At 55.4% G+C, this 16580-nt stretch carries 15 protein-coding genes; 11 read left to right on the top strand and 4 right to left on the bottom strand.

Annotated elements, in window-relative coordinates; translation table 11 throughout:
• Positions 1 to 27 precede the first annotated feature (27 nt).
• Positions 28 to 666 (top strand): DUF1345 domain-containing protein, encoded by a 639-nt coding sequence (locus tag ACJJU9_RS11940; protein WP_048371741.1) that lies wholly within the window; start codon positions 28 to 30, stop codon positions 664 to 666.
• A 99-nt stretch (positions 667 to 765) separates the two neighbouring features.
• Here the strand turns inward: ACJJU9_RS11940 and hppD are convergent, their stop codons facing one another.
• A complete protein-coding gene (hppD, locus tag ACJJU9_RS11935) occupies positions 766 to 1842 on the bottom strand; it encodes a 4-hydroxyphenylpyruvate dioxygenase (RefSeq protein ID WP_048371743.1) in 1077 nt (358 codons plus the stop codon).
• A 329-nt stretch (positions 1843 to 2171) separates the two neighbouring features.
• Here hppD and ACJJU9_RS11930 point away from each other — a divergent pair, with 329 nt between their 5' ends.
• From ACJJU9_RS11930 to ACJJU9_RS11915, 4 genes are all read left to right on the top strand, one after another.
• Positions 2172 to 3728, top strand: coding sequence for an EAL domain-containing protein (locus ACJJU9_RS11930; RefSeq protein WP_407730844.1), 1557 nt, complete (start codon positions 2172 to 2174; stop codon positions 3726 to 3728).
• Positions 3729 to 3946: 218 nt separating this feature from the next.
• Positions 3947 to 4306 (top strand): histone-like nucleoid-structuring protein, MvaT/MvaU family, encoded by a 360-nt coding sequence (locus ACJJU9_RS11925; RefSeq protein ID WP_153331597.1) that lies wholly within the window; start codon positions 3947 to 3949, stop codon positions 4304 to 4306.
• A 466-nt stretch (positions 4307 to 4772) separates the two neighbouring features.
• Positions 4773 to 5294, top strand: a complete 522-nt coding sequence (gene gloA / locus ACJJU9_RS11920; RefSeq protein ID WP_048391627.1) for a lactoylglutathione lyase — start codon at positions 4773 to 4775, stop codon at positions 5292 to 5294.
• A 104-nt stretch (positions 5295 to 5398) separates the two neighbouring features.
• The gene (locus ACJJU9_RS11915; RefSeq protein ID WP_407730843.1) at positions 5399 to 6043 is read left to right on the top strand and encodes a TetR/AcrR family transcriptional regulator; all 645 of its coding nucleotides are present in this window, start codon (positions 5399 to 5401) and stop codon (positions 6041 to 6043) included.
• A 93-nt stretch (positions 6044 to 6136) separates the two neighbouring features.
• On the opposite strand, the gene ahpF is transcribed toward ACJJU9_RS11915, so the two are convergent.
• The 3 genes from ahpF to ACJJU9_RS11900 form a co-directional block, all read right to left on the bottom strand.
• Complete coding sequence (ahpF, locus tag ACJJU9_RS11910; RefSeq protein ID WP_048391624.1) at positions 6137 to 7699, bottom strand: alkyl hydroperoxide reductase subunit F; 1563 nt, start codon at positions 7697 to 7699, stop codon at positions 6137 to 6139.
• Positions 7700 to 7824: 125 nt separating this feature from the next.
• Positions 7825 to 8388 (bottom strand): alkyl hydroperoxide reductase subunit C, encoded by a 564-nt coding sequence (gene ahpC / locus ACJJU9_RS11905; RefSeq protein WP_016780891.1) that lies wholly within the window; start codon positions 8386 to 8388, stop codon positions 7825 to 7827.
• A 172-nt stretch (positions 8389 to 8560) separates the two neighbouring features.
• Positions 8561 to 9499, bottom strand: coding sequence for a site-specific integrase (locus ACJJU9_RS11900; protein WP_407730842.1), 939 nt, complete (start codon positions 9497 to 9499; stop codon positions 8561 to 8563).
• Between the two features lie 177 nt (positions 9500 to 9676).
• On the opposite strand from ACJJU9_RS11900, the gene ACJJU9_RS11895 reads away from it, so the two are divergent.
• The 6 genes from ACJJU9_RS11895 to arnC all read left to right on the top strand — a co-directional run bounded on the left by ACJJU9_RS11895 (position 9677) and on the right by arnC (position 16580).
• Positions 9677 to 10678 (top strand): DNA-binding protein, encoded by a 1002-nt coding sequence (locus ACJJU9_RS11895; protein WP_407730841.1) that lies wholly within the window; start codon positions 9677 to 9679, stop codon positions 10676 to 10678.
• Positions 10679 to 10843: 165 nt separating this feature from the next.
• Positions 10844 to 11686 (top strand): iron uptake transporter permease EfeU, encoded by an 843-nt coding sequence (gene efeU / locus ACJJU9_RS11890; RefSeq protein ID WP_048391618.1) that lies wholly within the window; start codon positions 10844 to 10846, stop codon positions 11684 to 11686.
• A gap of 8 nt (positions 11687 to 11694) precedes the next feature.
• The gene (efeO, locus tag ACJJU9_RS11885) at positions 11695 to 12888 is read left to right on the top strand and encodes an iron uptake system protein EfeO (RefSeq protein WP_407730840.1); all 1194 of its coding nucleotides are present in this window, start codon (positions 11695 to 11697) and stop codon (positions 12886 to 12888) included.
• A 16-nt stretch (positions 12889 to 12904) separates the two neighbouring features.
• Positions 12905 to 14224, top strand: a complete 1320-nt coding sequence (gene efeB / locus ACJJU9_RS11880; protein WP_407730839.1) for an iron uptake transporter deferrochelatase/peroxidase subunit — start codon at positions 12905 to 12907, stop codon at positions 14222 to 14224.
• A gap of 42 nt (positions 14225 to 14266) precedes the next feature.
• Positions 14267 to 15091 carry an iron uptake system protein EfeO gene (gene efeO, locus ACJJU9_RS11875; protein ID WP_048371765.1) on the top strand — a complete coding sequence of 275 codons (825 nt, stop codon included), beginning with the start codon at positions 14267 to 14269 and terminating at the stop codon, positions 15089 to 15091.
• 481 nt (positions 15092 to 15572) lie between these two features.
• Positions 15573 to 16580: an undecaprenyl-phosphate 4-deoxy-4-formamido-L-arabinose transferase gene (arnC, locus tag ACJJU9_RS11870; protein ID WP_407730838.1), complete on the top strand. Its 1008-nt coding sequence runs from the start codon at positions 15573 to 15575 to the stop codon at positions 16578 to 16580.

The following is a 16580-nucleotide window of genomic DNA, read 5'->3' as shown; positions in this document are numbered from 1 at the left end:
CGCCCAGTAACATGGATTGTATTGACGATGCCGCACCTTGCACGCACTCATCCTCGCCTGACCGCTGGCACCTTGTTGGGGCTGGCGGTCGGCATCTTTAATCCCGCCACCTCGTTGACCACCAAGTTTCTGTTGGGCTGGAACGCCGGTGTCTGGCTGTACTTGCTCCTGACCCTGTGGCTGATGCTTCGCTCCAAAGTGGGCGACGTCAAACGCACCGCAGAAATAGAAGACGAAAATGCCAGTATGGTGCTGTTCACCGTGAGCTTTGCGGCGGTTGTCAGCTTGGCGGCGATTACCCTCGAACTCACCGGCAACAGCCAACTGCGCCACTCTGAGCAATTGCTGCACTACGCCTTTACCGGGCTGACTGTAGTGGGCTCATGGCTGATGATCGGGGTTATTTTCGGCCTGCACTATGCGCGGCTGTTTTATAACAACGAAGGGACGGAGCCAGCCTTGCGCTTCCCCGAAGGTGAATTGAACCCGGATTACTGGGACTTCATGTATTTCTCTTTCACCCTGAGCGTTGCGGTACAAACGTCAGACGTTGAAGTCGCCACTCGCGAAATGCGCAAAGCCGTGCTGGGCCATTCGCTGCTGGGGTTTTTGTTCAATACGGCAGTGCTGGGGTTTTCGATCAACATTGCAGCGGGGCTGTTTTAACACTAACCGCCAAACGTGCAGAAGCGAGCGTGTCTCGCGATCTTTAGCGTGTTTAAAAGATCGCGAGGCAAGCTCGCTCCTCCAGCCGTTGGCTGTTACTTAGTTGGCTTCAAGCACGCCACGACGAATCTGGTCGCGCTCGATGGATTCGAACAGTGCCTTGAAGTTGCCCTCGCCAAAGCCATCATCGCCCTTGCGCTGGATAAACTCGAAGAACACCGGGCCCATCAGGTTTTCCGAGAAGATTTGCAGCAACAGGCGCTTGTCACCTTCAACCGACGAGCCATCCAGCAGAATGCCGCGCGACTGCAGGGCTTCGACCGATTCACCATGGTCAGGCAGACGACCTTCGAGCATTTCGTAGTAGGTGTCTGGCGGCGCGGTCATGAAACGCATGCCGATTTTTTTCAATGCATCCCAGGTCTTGATCAAATCATCGGTCAAGAAGGCCACGTGCTGGATGCCTTCACCGTTGAACTGCATCAAGAACTCTTCGATCTGGCCAGAGCCTTTGGACGACTCTTCGTTCAACGGGATACGGATCATGCCATCCGGTGCGGTCATGGCCTTGGAGGTCAAGCCGGTGTATTCGCCCTTGATATCGAAGTAGCGAATTTCGCGGAAGTTGAACAGCTTCTCGTAAAAGTTGGCCCAATAAGCCATGCGACCGCGATACACGTTGTGCGTCAGGTGATCGATGATCTTCAGCCCTGCTCCCACTGGATGACGCTCAACACCTTCAATAAACACGAAGTCGATGTCATAAATCGAACTGCCTTCGCCGTAACGGTCAATCAGGTACAGCGGCGCGCCGCCAATGCCCTTGATCGCAGGCAGGTTCAACTCCATAGGGCCGGTCGGGATTTCAATAGGTTGAGCGCCCAGTTCCAACGCACGGTTGTAGGCTTTTTGCGCGTTGGCTACGCGGAACGCCATGCCACACACGGAAGGCCCGTGCTCGGCGGCGAAGTAGGAGGCGACGCTGTGCGGCTCGTTATTGAGAATCAGGTTGATATGGCCCTGGCGATACAGGTGCACGTCTTTGGAGCGATGGGTGGCCACCTTGGTGAAGCCCATGATTTCAAAGATAGGTTCGAGGGTATTGGCTACTGGCGCTGCGAATTCGATGAATTCAAAGCCCATCAGGCCCATTGGGTTTTCGTATAGATCGGCCATTTTGGCGCCTCATCAGAGTCATTTTTACAATTAACAATAGGTTATTTGCCAAGAATGCTGAGGGACACAGGCGGCGCACAGGAGATCCCGCGTACACTGCGCGCCAGGAAATCTCCGTAGATCAGTTGAAACCCGAATATCTTCATTTAGCCATCTCTTACGCGGTGGTGACGCCTGATGACAGGGGTCATTATTCTTGTATGCGTAAGCGGATTCTACATGGCGTAATCATGTTTGTCTTACATCATGTGAAATGACCCTGAACCAATGCTAGGCTTTGTCTATTCATCTCACCTTGTCGCAGCCGCCATCAGTCCTCGGGATCTTGAATGCCATTAACGCTTAAACGGACCCGAAAATGGACCGATCGCTACGCGCTGGTCGTACTAAGTGCACTACTGCCCATTGTCCTGGGTGTTTTTATTATTGTCTGGGAGGCCAGCAGGTCACTGGAATCAGAAGCCAGTGATACCGCTAAAGAGGCCGTTCGCCAATTCGATCTCATGCTGGACAATGCCAAGCTGGCCACAGATGTTGTATCCCCGCTCGCAGGCCAGAACTGCGAACAGGTAGAACTGCGCTTGCGTGAAGAGGTCACGCGCCGCCCATTTGTACGCTCGGTGAATTTGGTCTGGAATAACCAGATGTATTGCACGTCCCTTTATGGCAACTTTGAACAGACCATCAATGCTACTGACTACAACAACGGCATATTGAGGCTAATGCCCGGCAACGCGGTTACCCCAGACCAGCCACTACTGGCTTATCGCCGAGAAAAAGACCATGGCGGTGCTATTGCCAGTCTCTATGGACTGCACCTGATCAATGTCTTGAGCTTGATCAACCCACATACGCAGATGATGCTTCAAGTAGGCAACACCTCCATTGACCGTAACGCAGTGGTCCGCAACACCCCCTCTGCGCCTTATCCTGTCGCGTCTGTAACCGTATCGTCTGCGCAATATCCTTATCGCGTCATGGCAGGGTTTAGCGAAGGCACGCTGTGGCGCTTTATTAAAGCCCGGTACTTGGGCTTATTGGCCCTGTTTGTATTTTTGGGCTGTGTTTCTGGCGCGACTGTTCTCTGGCTACAAAAGCGTATGTCTTTATCCTCCCCCACCCACGAACTGCAACGCGGGCTGGAAGCCGAAGAGTTCATTCCTTACTTTCAGCCAGTGGTGCGCAGTGACACACAACAATGGGCCGGTGCCGAAGTCCTGATGCGCTGGCAGCACCCAACTGAAGGGTTGGTGCGGCCTGATTTGTTTATTCCACTGGCGGAACACTCGGGTCTCATTGTGCCGATGACCCGTTCACTGTTTCGTCAAACTGCACAGGTACTGGCGCCTCACGCCAACAGCATGGCGCCGGGCTTTCACTTGGGCTTCAACATTAGCGCTCATCACTGCCACAGCCTTGAACTGATAGACGACTGCCGTGCGCTGCTTCAGGCATTCCCGCCGGGACGCATTACGTTGGTACTGGAGTTGACTGAGCGCGAACTGGTGATACCCAGCGTGATCACCCACCAGTTGTTTGCCGAGCTGCGCGCGATGGGGATCATGATTGCGCTGGATGATTTTGGTACCGGGCACTCAAGCTTGAGCTACTTGCACGAATTCAATGTCGATTACTTGAAGATCGATCAAAGCTTTGTCGCCATGATTGGGGCAGATGCATTATCCAGCCCGATCCTGGACAGCATCATTGACCTGAGCGCCAAGCTGAACCTCGGGCTGGTGGCTGAGGGCGTCGAAACACAAGAGCAAAGTGAGTACCTGGCACTTAAAGGCGTAGAGTTCTTGCAGGGGTATCTATATGCCCGTCCGTTAACCGCCGACGATTTCATTAAGTCTTTAATGGCGCAACATCGAGTGTCGGTTTAAACGCTCAAGATGATTCTTCAGCAAAAGTGAATATCGGCTGGCGCACGGAAAAATGACAACTACAATTTCGATCAGGTTGAAGTTTATTGACAGTCAATAACAAAGCCCTCGTGTTTCGGCTGAACTGTTGACTCGGGTCTCTGTCTACCCCTTGCTGCCTCGCCTCATTAATTCACTTCGGCCCTGTCAATGCCGAAGCCATGACCGGAGTAATGACCTTGTCTAGACTTGCTGAATACCGTGCTGCCGAAAAGGCCCTTCAAGAACAAATGGCTCAGTTGGAAGCCTTGAAGAATGATGCCGGACTTAAGAAAGAAATCGAGTTTGAACAGAAACTTAAGGCGCTGATGAGCTCTTACGGCAAAGGCCTGCGAGAGATTATTGCCATTCTGGATCCAAACCCTGCAACTGCGCGCCAAACAGCAGCACCAAAACAGCGCAAGGCTCGTGTTTTAAAAGTCTATAAAAACCCGCACACCGGCGAATTGATTGAAACCAAAGGTGGTAATCACCGTGGTTTGAAGGCATGGAAAGAACAATACGGCGCAGCCACTGTTGAGTCCTGGGTACGCACTTAATGCTTTAGTAGTATAAAAACCCTGCCCGGCAGGGTTTTTTAATATCACTAAACCCAGACATAACTAACGTGACTTACAGACAGTGTGAGGCCCGTGCAACACGCGCCGTTAAGCAAAATGTTAATAATCACTCACGATCAATTGTCACAATGATGACCCTCGCAGAAGGCACAATAAGTCCATTTCCCGAGAACGGAGTCTCCCCGGATGAAAGGCCAAATTAACCGATGCCCTTTCACAGTTTTTTCACACGATTCATCACAGGATAGAGGCTGCTAAAGGACTAGCGCCCCATGCCCGCTTCGGCGGGCTTCTTTTTGCCTGAATTTTGCCAATTCCCCTCCCCGCACTCCCGCTGAACATCCCAAACAACGATCTTTTGTTGCCCGCGGGGTTCGCGCAGGCCGTCACATTCCGTATCATTCGTGCATCGACTGTTTACCCATGCATCACTTTCGGAGGGTTCATGAGCCTGCAAGAGCTGAACAACGTCCCTGGCGTAACCGCACAACCGGATAGCGCTACCCAACAATTCGTTTTCAACCACACTATGCTGCGCGTCAAAGACATCCAGAAATCCCTCGATTTCTATACCCGCGTCCTGGGTTTCTCGCTGCTGGAAAAGCGCGACTTCCCGGAGGCCGAATTCAGCCTGTACTTTCTGGCGCTGGTTGATAAAGCCCTGATCCCGGCTGACGACGCTGCCCGTACCGTGTGGATGAAGTCGATCCCAGGCATCCTGGAGTTGACTCACAACCACGGCACCGAAAACGATGCCGATTTTGCTTACCACAACGGCAACACTGACCCGCGTGGTTTCGGCCATATCTGCATCGCGGTACCTGATATCGTCGCCGCCTGCGAGCGCTTTGAAGCCTTGGGCGTGGACTTCCAGAAGCGCCTGACTGACGGCCGCATGAAATCTCTGGCCTTTATCAAGGACCCGGACGCCTACTGGGTCGAGATCATTCAGCCGACCCCGCTGTAACGTTCGCACGTAAAAAAACCCATGATCACTCATGGGTTTTTTTACGCCTGAAACATGAGCGTTGTTCAGAAGCGATCAAGCCCGTAGCATTAGATACGCCACGTATGTTGTATGGATTGAATTGGATTCAGGAGATCTGCGCCTCTATGGTACGAACACGCAAAGAGATGATCGAAGACACGCGGCACAGGCTTTTGGCAGCAGGCAGGCAAGCATTCGCGAGCAAAGGTTATGCCGAGTCCTCAATGGATGACTTCACTGCCAATGTCGGCCTGACCCGTGGAGCGCTTTATCACCACTTTGGCGACAAGAAAGGCTTGCTTGAGGCCGTCATTCAGCAAATAGACGCCGAGACGTCTGTACGCCTGCACGCCATTACCGCTCAGGCGAGCTCCACCTGGAATGGCTTTATCAATGAAAGCATCGCCTACATGGAGATGGCGATAGAGCCGGAAATCCAGCGTATTGTGCTGCTCGATGGCCCCGCAGTACTGGGCAACCCTGCCCTGTGGTCAAACCAGAACGCCTGCATTCAGGGCACCATGGAGTGCCTGGAAAAGCTGAAAAGCGAGCACGTCATCCAGGACATCGAGGTTGAAGCAACAGCCAGGCTGTTGAATGGCGCCACATTGAGCGCCGCCTTGTGGATCGCCGCTGATCCACAACCACTGGCCGCACTGGAGAAAGCAAAAAATGCATTCGTCGCGCTGGCCAATGGTTTGCTGAAAGATTCAAGCCCCAAGGCGTAATCCATGGTGCACACAAAAAAAGCGCAGCCCGTGGGCTGCGCTTTTGTTTACTGAGAGGCTTTGCTAACGCAACGCGACTCTATTGCCGAGCAATCAATCCGGCGCCGAAGTGCGGATCAAGTGATCGAAAGCGCTCAGAGAAGCTTTAGCGCCCTCGCCGACCGCAATCACGATCTGCTTATAAGGCACAGTGGTCACGTCACCGGCAGCAAATATCCCGGGGATCGATGTCTCACCGCGTGCATCAACCACGATCTCGCCACGCGGCGTCAGCTCGATGGTACCTTTGAGCCAATCGGTGTTAGGCAGCAGACCGATCTGCACAAAAATGCCTTCCAGCTCGACGGTGTGCACGGTTTCTGTTGCACGGTCCTTGTAGCGCAGACCGTTGACCTTCTGCCCGTCACCGGTCACTTCAGTGGTCTGGGCGTTAGTGATCACCGTTACGTTTGGCAAGCTGTTGAGCTTGCGCTGCAACACGGCATCAGCGCGCAACTTGGTGTCAAACTCGAGCAATGTCACGTGTGACACGATACCGGCCAGGTCGATGGCCGCCTCAACACCCGAGTTACCACCACCGATTACCGCAACGCGCTTGCCTTTAAACAGCGGGCCGTCACAGTGCGGGCAGTAAGCCACGCCACGGCTGCGGTATTCCTGCTCGCCCGGCACATTCATTTCGCGCCAGCGGGCACCGGTCGCCAGAATCACGGTCTTGGCTTTGAGCGAAGCACCGCTGGCGAATTTAACTTCGTGCAGCTCACCCGCTTTGCCCGGCAACAGCTTGTCGGCACGTTGCAGGTTCATAATGTCGACGTCGTATTGCTTGACGTGCTCTTCCAGCGCGGTGGCCAGTTTCGGCCCTTCGGTTTCTTGCACCGAGATAAAGTTCTCGATCGCCATGGTGTCGAGCACCTGGCCGCCGAACCGCTCTGCCGCCACACCGGTACGAATGCCTTTACGCGCCGCGTAGATGGCCGCTGCTGCACCGGCTGGGCCGCCACCGATAACCAGCACATCAAAGGCTTCTTTGGCGCTGATTTTTTCGGCCTGACGCTCAATGGCGCTGGTGTCCAGCTTGCCAAGGATCTCTTCCAGACCCATGCGGCCCTGACCAAAGTTAACCCCGTTGAGGTAAACGCTCGGCACCGCCATCACTTGACGCTCAGTGACTTCGTCCTGGAACAGCGCACCGTCAATCGCCACGTGGCGAATGTTCGGGTTCAACACTGCCATCAGGTTCAGCGCCTGCACCACATCCGGGCAGTTCTGGCATGACAGCGAGAAATACGTCTCGAAGTTGAACTCACCTTTGAGGGAGCGGATTTGTTCAATCACTTCGGCACTGGCTTTCGATGGGTGGCCGCCGACTTGCAGCAGGGCCAGCACCAGCGAAGTAAATTCGTGGCCCATCGGGATACCAGCAAAACGCAAGCTGATATCGCCGCCTGGACGGTTCAACGAGAACGACGGTTTGCGCGCATCGTTGCCGTTTTCCAGCAAGGTAATTTGGCTGGAGAGGCTGGTAATTTCTTTTAACAGGTCATGCATTTCACGGGATTTCGCACCGTCGTCGAGAGACGCAACGATCTCGATCGGCTGTGTGACCCGCTCCAGGTATGACTTCAACTGTGCTTTTAGATTGGCGTCCAACATACGGGCGATCTCCTAACTGTTTAATTCTGTGTCAAAAAAAACGCCCGAGCGAATGTCGCCCGGGCGTTTTGAGGGCGATGCTGCTGACAACTCAGGTGCGGATCACCGCCCTAGTCTTCACAGACTTAGATCTTGCCAACCAGGTCCAGCGAAGGAGCGAGGGTGGATTCACCTTCTTTCCATTTAGCTGGGCATACTTCGCCTGGGTGAGCAGCAACGTACTGAGCAGCCTTGATTTTGCGCAGCAGCTCAGAAGCGTCACGGCCAACACCGCCGTCGTTCAGTTCAACGATTTTGATCTGACCTTCCGGGTTGATCACGAAAGTACCGCGGTCAGCCAGACCTGCTTCTTCGATCAGAACGTCGAAGTTGCGGGAGATAGTCAGCGTAGGGTCGCCGATCATGGTGTACTGGATTTTGCCGATGGCTGGCGAAGTGTTGTGCCAGGCAGCGTGAGCAAAGTGGGTGTCAGTCGACACGCTGTAGATTTCCACGCCGAGTTTTTTGAACTCTTCGTAGTTGTCAGCCAGGTCTTCCAGCTCGGTTGGGCAAACGAAGGTGAAGTCGGCTGGGTAGAAGAACACTACAGACCACTTGCCTTTCAGGTCAGCGTCCGACACTTCCACGAAGCTGCCGTTTTTGTATGCAGTAGCTTTGAACGGTTTTACTTGGCTGTTGATGATAGGCATCGTTGACTCTCCGTCAGGGTTGAAAAGTTGATGGGGTGAATCCTAACAACTCATTTCGTATCTGGCTCATTGGTAAAGCTGATGCTCACGATTGGTTTTGACTATCAGCCGACCCTATAAATAGTCAAAAACTAAATATGGACCGAATGACCGGCTTTCAAGTTGACGTCGATCAGCTACCAATGCGTTTTTCAGCGGTCATGCTCATCCCGGCAAACGGGGTGGACTCAACATAGCGCATGGCTGACTTGATGTCTTTCCAGCCGACGTAATTCATCAGCGACTTCAAGTCCCATCCACTTTGATGCGCCCATGTTGCAAAACCGCGACGCAGCGAGTGACTGGTGTAATGTTCGGCAGAAATACCGGCGCGCTCCAGCGCCTGACGCAACAACGGGATCACGCTATTGGCGTGCAAGCCCTCCTCACTCAGATTGCCCCAGCGATCAATCCCCCTGAACACCGGGCCACGTACCAAGGCTGCTGTATTCAGCCATTCGATGTAAGCCCGCACCGGGCATAGCCTCAGCAGCGCCGGGGTTTGAAAGGTCTTGCCCAGATTGTTGCGATCACTTTTGCTGCGCGGCAAATACAAGGTAATGCCCGAGCCTGCCACCGCCTGCACGTGCTCGACCTGCAAGCGACACAACTCATCGCTACGAAACCCGCGCCAAAACCCCAGCAGGATCAACGCCGCATCGCGCCGCGCACGCAGCAGCCCCGGTTGATCCGCATTGGCCTGCGCGGTATTCGCCTCACTTTCAAGCCAGTCAATGACTTGCTCCAGATGCTGCAACTGTAGCGGCGCAGCTTGCTTCTCTTGGGCCGGATGCAGTGCGCGAATGCCCTTGAACACTTTGCGCACCACCGGCGACTTGGTCGGGTCGGCAAAGCCCTGGCTGTTATGCCACTGCGCAATCGCCGATAAACGCAGCTTGAGCGTGTTGATCGACAGCTGACCGGCGTGCGCCACCAGATAGCGCGCCACGCTGTCGCTGGTGGCGGGCAAAAAGCCGCCCCAGGTCACTTCGAAATGCTCGATGGCTGCCCGATAACTGCGACGGGTGTTATCGCGGGTCGCGGCGTTTAAGTAGCGATCCAGCTCGCTCATGCCCTGTTCTCTGGTTGACGTACTGAAATAGCGCCTAAAAAATGGCTCAGGCGCTATGACACGGGATAATACCAGTATATCCCGCCTCAAAATCAGCAATTAAAAACAAAAATAAAGTGCTAATATAGTACGTAATTACAGGGTACGTACCACAGTACATAATCGTAGGAGAAGGCCATGGCTCGTGGCGGCGTAAACAAGGCGGTGGTGCAAATAGCGCGCACGGCGATACTGGCTCGCGGTGAACACCCCAGCATCGATGCAGTACGGATTGAAATGGGCAACACCGGATCGAAAACCACGATCCACCGCTACCTCAAGGAACTCGACGAGACCGACTCCCGGCGTGGCGTGCAGCACGAACAGTTAGGTGATGAGCTGAGCGAACTGGTCGCCCGCCTCGCTCAGCGCCTGAAAGAGCAAGCGCAAGAGCCGATAGACCGCGCCGAGGCGCACTACGAGCAGCTCAAAGCAGAGTTACGCGACCAACTGGCGCAAGCGCAGCAAGACCATCTGCAATTGCAGAAAGAGCTGGAGATCCAGAACACGGCCTTGCAGCAAGAAACGGCGAACCTGGAAGCCACCCGCTCCATGCTGCAAACCGAGCAAACGCGCAACGCCGCCCTCAATCAGGCGTGCAGCGATTTCGAGCTACGCCTCAACGACCGCGACGAGCAGATCCGCTCACTGGAGGAAAAACACCTGCACGCCCGCGATGCGCTGGAGCATTACCGCAGCGCAGTCAAAGAGCAGCGCGAGCAGGAACAGCGCCGTCATGAAGGGCAACTGCAACAACTACAAATGGAATTGCGCCAAGCGCAGCAAAGCGCGCTGGTGCGTCAGGACGAAATCACCCAACTGCACCGCGATAACGAACGCGTACTCAGTGAAAGCCGCGCATTGAGCAAAGAGTTGAACCAGGCCAGCGATCAGCAGCACAAGCTGAGCAACCTGAATGAACGACTGACCGCCCTACTGAGCCAGCAAGAAAGCGAACGCACATTGCTGCAAGAACGCTTGCGGGTCGCCACCCAAGAAAGCCAGGCATTAAAAGAAGCGCAAAACCAGGCCCTTGAAGCCAGCGCAGCTTTGACATTAAGAGCCCTCAAGGCCGAGGCGGCGCTGGACACCCTCACTGCCAGCCCAAGCAGCACCCCCAAAGAAGATCCCGAGCTTTAACCCTTGAGCAGGCTTGCCCGTCAGTGCCACCAACTCAACGTGCAAGCCCGCCCCCATAACATGCGTTCAGCAACCGTTCAGCCAATGAAATCGATTCTTGTTTAGCAATACGTATCAGTATGTTACAAATTAGCCACTACTAATTCGTGACGCGGTGCTCTCTTCATGCTTGTTCCTTTTCTGATCATGCTGCGCGAGGGCATTGAAGCCGCGCTTATCGTCGGCATTATTGCCAGCTACCTTAAGCAAACCGGGCGTGGGCAGTGGATGCCAGCGGTATGGATCGGGGTTTTCCTTGCCGCAGCCTTGTCCCTGCTGGTCGGTGGCGGCCTGGAGCTGATGAGCGCTGAATTCCCGCAAAAGCAACAAGAACTCTTTGAAGGCATCGTCGGCCTGATTGCTGTCGGCATACTCAGCTCGATGGTGTTCTGGATGCGCAAAGTCGCGCGCTCCATTAAAAGCTCGCTGCACACCTCCCTTGATCACGCTCTTGCCGGCTCCAAACACCAGGTCACTGCGCTGATCGCCATGGTGTTTTTTGCCGTGGCCCGTGAAGGCCTGGAAACCGTGTTCTTCTTGCTCGCGGTTTTCCAGCAAAGCGAGGGCCCTGCAGCGCCTTTGGGCGCCCTGCTCGGTTTGATCCTGGCGATCTTTGTGGGTTTTGCGATCTACACCGGCAGCATGCGCCTGAACCTCGGCCTGTTTTTCCGTTGGACCGGGCTGTTCATTCTGGTGGTAGCGGCGGGCATTCTGGCCAACTCAGTCCAGGCCTTGCACGAAGCCGGTTTGTGGAATGCCCTGCAAGGCGTGGTGTTTGACATCAGCAGCACGCTGCCGATGGACGGACCGCTCGGCTCGGTACTCGCCGGCATGTTCGGCTATCAAGATGCGCCCACCGTCAGCGTGCTCGGCGCCTATGTCATTTATCTGGTCGTGGCCCTGGTGATGTTCTTCCGCTCCCCGCCCGCACCAAAGGTTGCTCAACCCTCTTCAGTGACGAACTCATAAGGTCCTGCATGTCTACCCCTGCAAGCGGTACACCCCCTCGCGCACTGCGCTGGGCGGTGGCCGGCTCGGTGATCGTTATGATCGCGGCCGGCGGTTTGTTCTATTACGCCTCGCAACTGGCCGCCGCCAAACGCAAGGTTCACAGCAATGAAATCACCGTAACGATCCACCCGCACAGCTGCGAACCGAATGAGCTGACAGTTCCGGCAGGCTTTAACAGCTTCCGCATCGTCAACGCCTCGGAACGCGCGGTGGAATGGGAAATCCTCGACGGCGTACTGGTGATTGAAGAGCGCGAAAACATTGCCCCCGGTTTGAGCCAAGTGATCAATGCCACGCTCAATCCCGGCGATTACGCCATTACTTGCGGCCTGCTCAGCAACCCGCGCGGAAAGCTCCATGTCACACCGACCGCCGAATCTGAAGCCAAAGCCAAGGCGCGCCCGTCGATGGTGGCGTTTATCGGCCCACTGTCTGAGTTCCGGGTGTACTTGAGCAGCCAGAGCAACGCACTGATCAAGGCGGTAGACGCTCTGTCGCAAGCCATCAACAGTGGCGACCTTGCCCAGGCGCAAGCACTCTATGTACCGGCCCGCGAGGCTTATCAGCGCTTGGCACCCGCCGCGCAACGTTTGGGCGAACTGGACAACACCCTCAATGCCCGCGCCGACTATTTTGAAAAACGCGAGCTAGATCCAGGCTTCAGCGGCTTCCATCGCCTCGAATATGGCCTGTTTGATCAACGCAGTACCCAGGGCCTGGCACCTGTGGCCGAACAACTGCAAGCCAATGCGGCGCTACTCAAGCAGCAACTGATGGCGCAATCACTGCCGCCCGAGCAGTTAGTCAGCATCGTTTCGCGCACGCTGCACAACATGGCCGACACCCGCGCCACCAGCGGCGAAGAAGAGCGCTACAGCCATATCGACCTCAACGGTTTTGCCGCCAACCTGCAAACCACCCGCAAAGTGGTTGACCTGTTGCGCCCACTGCTGGCCAAAAACAATGCCGACATCTTGCTCAACATTGATAACGCCAGCACTGCACTCGACACCGAACTCGACACCTTTAAAACCGCACAGGGTTACGCCACGTACGACACGGTAAGCGCCGCCCAGCGCCAAGCAATCAGTAACAAGGCCAAGGCTCTGGCCGATGCACTCGATGGAATCGATCCAGCCCTCGGCCTTTCCGGCCTGTAATGCAGACGAGACGTACATGAGCGATTCAGACAACACCCAGAATGAGATCAACCTGCAACGTCGTCGCGTACTGCTCGGCATGGGCGTCGCCGGGGCAGCATTGGCAGGCAGCGCTCTCAGTTGCCCGGCCATGGCCGCCAGCGGTGCAGCCAATGCGCAAGTGACTCAGGCACCCAGCAGTGACAAGACTCAGGATCACCACGAATTCCATGGCCAACACCAAAACGGCATCGTCACGCCTCGCCCGGCTGCCGGCATGCTGGTGTCCTTCGATGTACTGGCCACTGATCGCGCAGACCTCGAACGCCTGTTCCGCACCCTGAACGAACGCATCGCGTTTCTGACCAAGGGCGGCGCGGTGACACAAGTCGACCCCAAACTGCCACCCACCGACTCAGGCATCCTCGGCCCGGTGGTTACGCCTGACAACCTGACCGTGACGGTGTCGGTCGGCGAGTCGCTGTTTGATGAGCGTTACGGCCTGAGCAGCGTTAAGCCCAAGCACCTGAGCCGCATGCAGGGCTTTCCCAACGACGCGCTGGAGCCTGCCTTTTGCCATGGCGATTTGAGCTTGCAATTTTGCGCCAACACCGCCGACACCAACATCCACGCCCTGCGCGACATCGTTAAAAACCTGCCCGACCTGTTGCTGGTGCGCTGGAAGCAAGAAGGCACAGTACCGCCGCAAGCGCCCACCAAACCGGGCGTTCCCCCGCAGAGCGCGCGCAACTTCCTGGGTTTCCGTGATGGCTCAGCCAACCCGGACTCCAACGACAACACCCTGATGAACAGCATCGTCTGGGTCCAGCCAGGCAGCGACGAACCCAAGTGGGCGGTCGATGGCAGCTACCAGGCGGTGCGCATCATTCGCAACTTTGTCGAACGCTGGGACCGCACGCCGCTGCAAGAGCAGCAAAGCATCTTCGGCCGCAACAAGGCCAGCGGCGCACCGATGGATGGCCATCACGAAACCGACGTGCCGGATTACAGCAAAGACCCCGAAGGCAAAGTCACCAAGCTGGATGCGCACATCCGTCTGGCCAACCCGCGCACCGCCCAAACCAGCAAAAACTTGATCTTGCGCCGCCCGTTCAACTACTCGAACGGCGTCAACAAGAACGGCCAGCTGGACATGGGCCTGCTGTTTATCTGCTACCAGAGCAACCTGGAAAACGGCTTTATCGCCGTACAGACCCGACTCAATGGTGAGCCACTGGAGGAATACCTCAAGCCAATTGGCGGTGGTTACTTCTTTACCTTGCCGGGCGTACGCGACGACAAGGACTTTATTGGGCGCTCGCTGCTGAATGCCGCAGCGCCCCTGACTCGAGCTTGATTTCACCCCCAACCTGAACCTAAAACAAACCGGAAAAGTCCCATGAAGAAGACGCCGCTCGCACTGTTTATCGCTCTAGGTCTGCTCCACACCCCGCTCTCGGTATTCGCGGCGAATGCACCACTGGACCTGGTGCAACCTGTATCGGACTACAAGATTTACGTCACCGATGAAATCGACACACTGGCGCAAGAAACCCAGAAGTTCACCGACGCCATCAAAAAGGGCGACCTGGCCACCGCCAAAAAGCTCTACGCACCGACCCGCGTGCATTACGAGTCGATTGAGCCGATTGCCGAACTGTTCAGTGACCTCGACGCGTCTATCGACTCCCGGGTTGATGACCATGAGAAAGGCGTGACCGCCGAAGACTTCACCGGCTTCCACCGCATCGAATACACCCTGTTCTCCGAGAACACCACCAAGGGTCTCGATGTGCTGGCTGACAAACTCAATGCCGACGTCAAAGACTTGCAAACCCGCGTTGCCGGTCTAACCTTCCCGCCAGATAAAGTCGTGGGCGGTGCGGCCGCGCTGATGGAAGAAGTGGCTGCGACCAAGATTTCTGGCGAGGAAGACCGTTACAGCCATACCGACCTGTATGACTTCCAGGGCAACGTAGACGGCGCGAAGAAGATTTTCGACTTGTTCCGTCCGCAAATTGCAGCCAATGACAAAGCTTTTGCAGACAAGGTCGACAAAAACTTTGCAACGGTTGACAAGATCCTGGCCAAGTACAAAACCAAAGATGGCGGTTTTGAAACCTACGACAAGGTCAAGGATAACGATCGTAAGGCACTGGTTGGCCCGGTTAACACGCTGGCCGAAGACCTGTCTACATTGCGCGGCAAGCTGGGCTTGAACTAAACCCGCTTGAGTAGCGCCAATCTGTGTGATGCACATCACAAATCCGCAGGTTGGCGCTGTTTTTTGCGTCCGTTAAAAAAAGTCATTTTTCTGTGTAATGAATGACTTGGATCATTGTTTAAAATCGCCAATACCCCATCCTTGTTGCCCGATACATTTCCCCCTCACTTTTACCCATAAAGCCGCGGGCCAAGCGCTACACGGGGTTTCCTGAATAGCACCTGTCTGCCCCCTAAAAACATGGCCTTTTGATTCAACTTTCATAGGTTTTTCACACCTCTGCGTTTAACGTAGGCGGCAGCTTTTAGGAATAACAAAAATAGTTTGTAAGAAAAATCATGTAGATAACGTAGTTTGATGACTTTACCTTCGTCAGTTTTAGGCTTTAATGCCTGCAGGCGTAATCTGTCTAGCGCGCCTGAACAGGCCGACTTCTCAGACGAGTCATCTTGTACCATTGAAACTGACTGGAACGAATAACTTGAAACCCTACCCTATCCAGTGCGTGTCGATCGTCATTCCGGTCTACAACGAAGAAGAGAGCCTGCCTGAGCTGCTGCGCCGTACCGAAGCAGCCTGTGCCCAGCTTACCCAAGCTTACGAAATCGTACTGGTTGACGATGGCAGTCGGGACAAATCGGCGCAAATCCTGCAAGACGCCGCTGAGCGTGAAGGCAGCCCGGTAGTGGCGGTGATCCTCAACCGTAACTATGGACAACATGCCGCCATCATGGCTGGCTTTGAAAACTCCAAGGGCGATGTAGTTATCACCCTGGACGCTGACTTGCAAAACCCTCCAGAAGAAATCCCGCGTCTGGTTGCCCAGGCAGCCTTGGGCTATGACGTGGTCGGCACTGTGCGCAACAACCGTCAGGACTCGGCCTGGCGCCGCTGGCCTTCGCGCCTCATCAACCTGGCCGTACAGCGTTCCACCGGCGTTGCCATGAGCGACTACGGCTGCATGCTGCGCGCCTATCGCCGCTCGATTGTCGACGCGATGCTGGCATGTCGCGAGCGCAGCACCTTTATCCCGATTCTCGCGAACAGCTTTGCCCGCCACACCACCGAGGTGCTGGTGCAGCACGCCGAGCGTGAACACGGCGATTCGAAATACAGCCCGATGCAACTGATCAACCTGATGTTTGACTTGATCACCTGCATGACCACTACTCCCTTGCGCCTGCTGAGCATCATCGGTTTCAGCATGGCCTTGCTGGGCGGCGTTTTCGCCATTCTGCTAATCGTACTGCGCCTGATCTTTGGCGCTACCTGGGCAGGCGACGGCACCTTCGTACTGTTTGCCGTGCTGTTTGTGTTCACCGGCGGCCAATTCATTGGCATGGGCCTGCTGGGTGAGTACCTGGGACGTATGTACAGCGATGTGCGCGCACGCCCTCGGTTCTTCATCGAGAAAATCGTCCGCGCTGAACCGGCTACTGAAACTGCTACACCTTGCAACTCGTCTTCTTCTACTTCGACACAGGTCTAA

The organism is Pseudomonas helleri (assembly GCF_045830615.1).
In the GTDB taxonomy this organism is placed as follows: Bacteria; Pseudomonadota; Gammaproteobacteria; order Pseudomonadales; family Pseudomonadaceae; genus Aquipseudomonas; species Aquipseudomonas helleri.
This window is presented reverse-complemented; position numbering and strand designations above follow the sequence as displayed.

Excerpts from the sequence above, each read along its gene's own strand:
- ACJJU9_RS11930 (WP_407730844.1), top strand. The coding sequence starts at position 2,172 with ATGCCATTAACGCTTAAACGGACCCGAAAATGGACCGATCGCTACGCG.
- ahpC (WP_016780891.1), bottom strand. The coding sequence starts at position 8,388 with ATGCCTATCATCAACAGCCAAGTAAAACCGTTCAAAGCTACTGCATAC.
- efeB (WP_407730839.1), top strand. The coding sequence starts at position 12,905 with ATGAGCGATTCAGACAACACCCAGAATGAGATCAACCTGCAACGTCGT.
- ahpF (WP_048391624.1), bottom strand. The coding sequence starts at position 7,699 with ATGTTGGACGCCAATCTAAAAGCACAGTTGAAGTCATACCTGGAGCGG.
- efeO (WP_048371765.1), top strand. The coding sequence starts at position 14,267 with ATGAAGAAGACGCCGCTCGCACTGTTTATCGCTCTAGGTCTGCTCCAC.
- gloA (WP_048391627.1), top strand. The coding sequence starts at position 4,773 with ATGAGCCTGCAAGAGCTGAACAACGTCCCTGGCGTAACCGCACAACCG.
- ACJJU9_RS11900 (WP_407730842.1), bottom strand. The coding sequence starts at position 9,499 with ATGAGCGAGCTGGATCGCTACTTAAACGCCGCGACCCGCGATAACACC.
- efeU (WP_048391618.1), top strand. The coding sequence starts at position 10,844 with ATGCTTGTTCCTTTTCTGATCATGCTGCGCGAGGGCATTGAAGCCGCG.
- ACJJU9_RS11895 (WP_407730841.1), top strand. The coding sequence starts at position 9,677 with ATGGCTCGTGGCGGCGTAAACAAGGCGGTGGTGCAAATAGCGCGCACG.
- ACJJU9_RS11940 (WP_048371741.1), top strand. The coding sequence starts at position 28 with ATGCCGCACCTTGCACGCACTCATCCTCGCCTGACCGCTGGCACCTTG.
- efeO (WP_407730840.1), top strand. The coding sequence starts at position 11,695 with ATGTCTACCCCTGCAAGCGGTACACCCCCTCGCGCACTGCGCTGGGCG.
- hppD (WP_048371743.1), bottom strand. The coding sequence starts at position 1,842 with ATGGCCGATCTATACGAAAACCCAATGGGCCTGATGGGCTTTGAATTC.
- ACJJU9_RS11915 (WP_407730843.1), top strand. The coding sequence starts at position 5,399 with ATGTTGTATGGATTGAATTGGATTCAGGAGATCTGCGCCTCTATGGTA.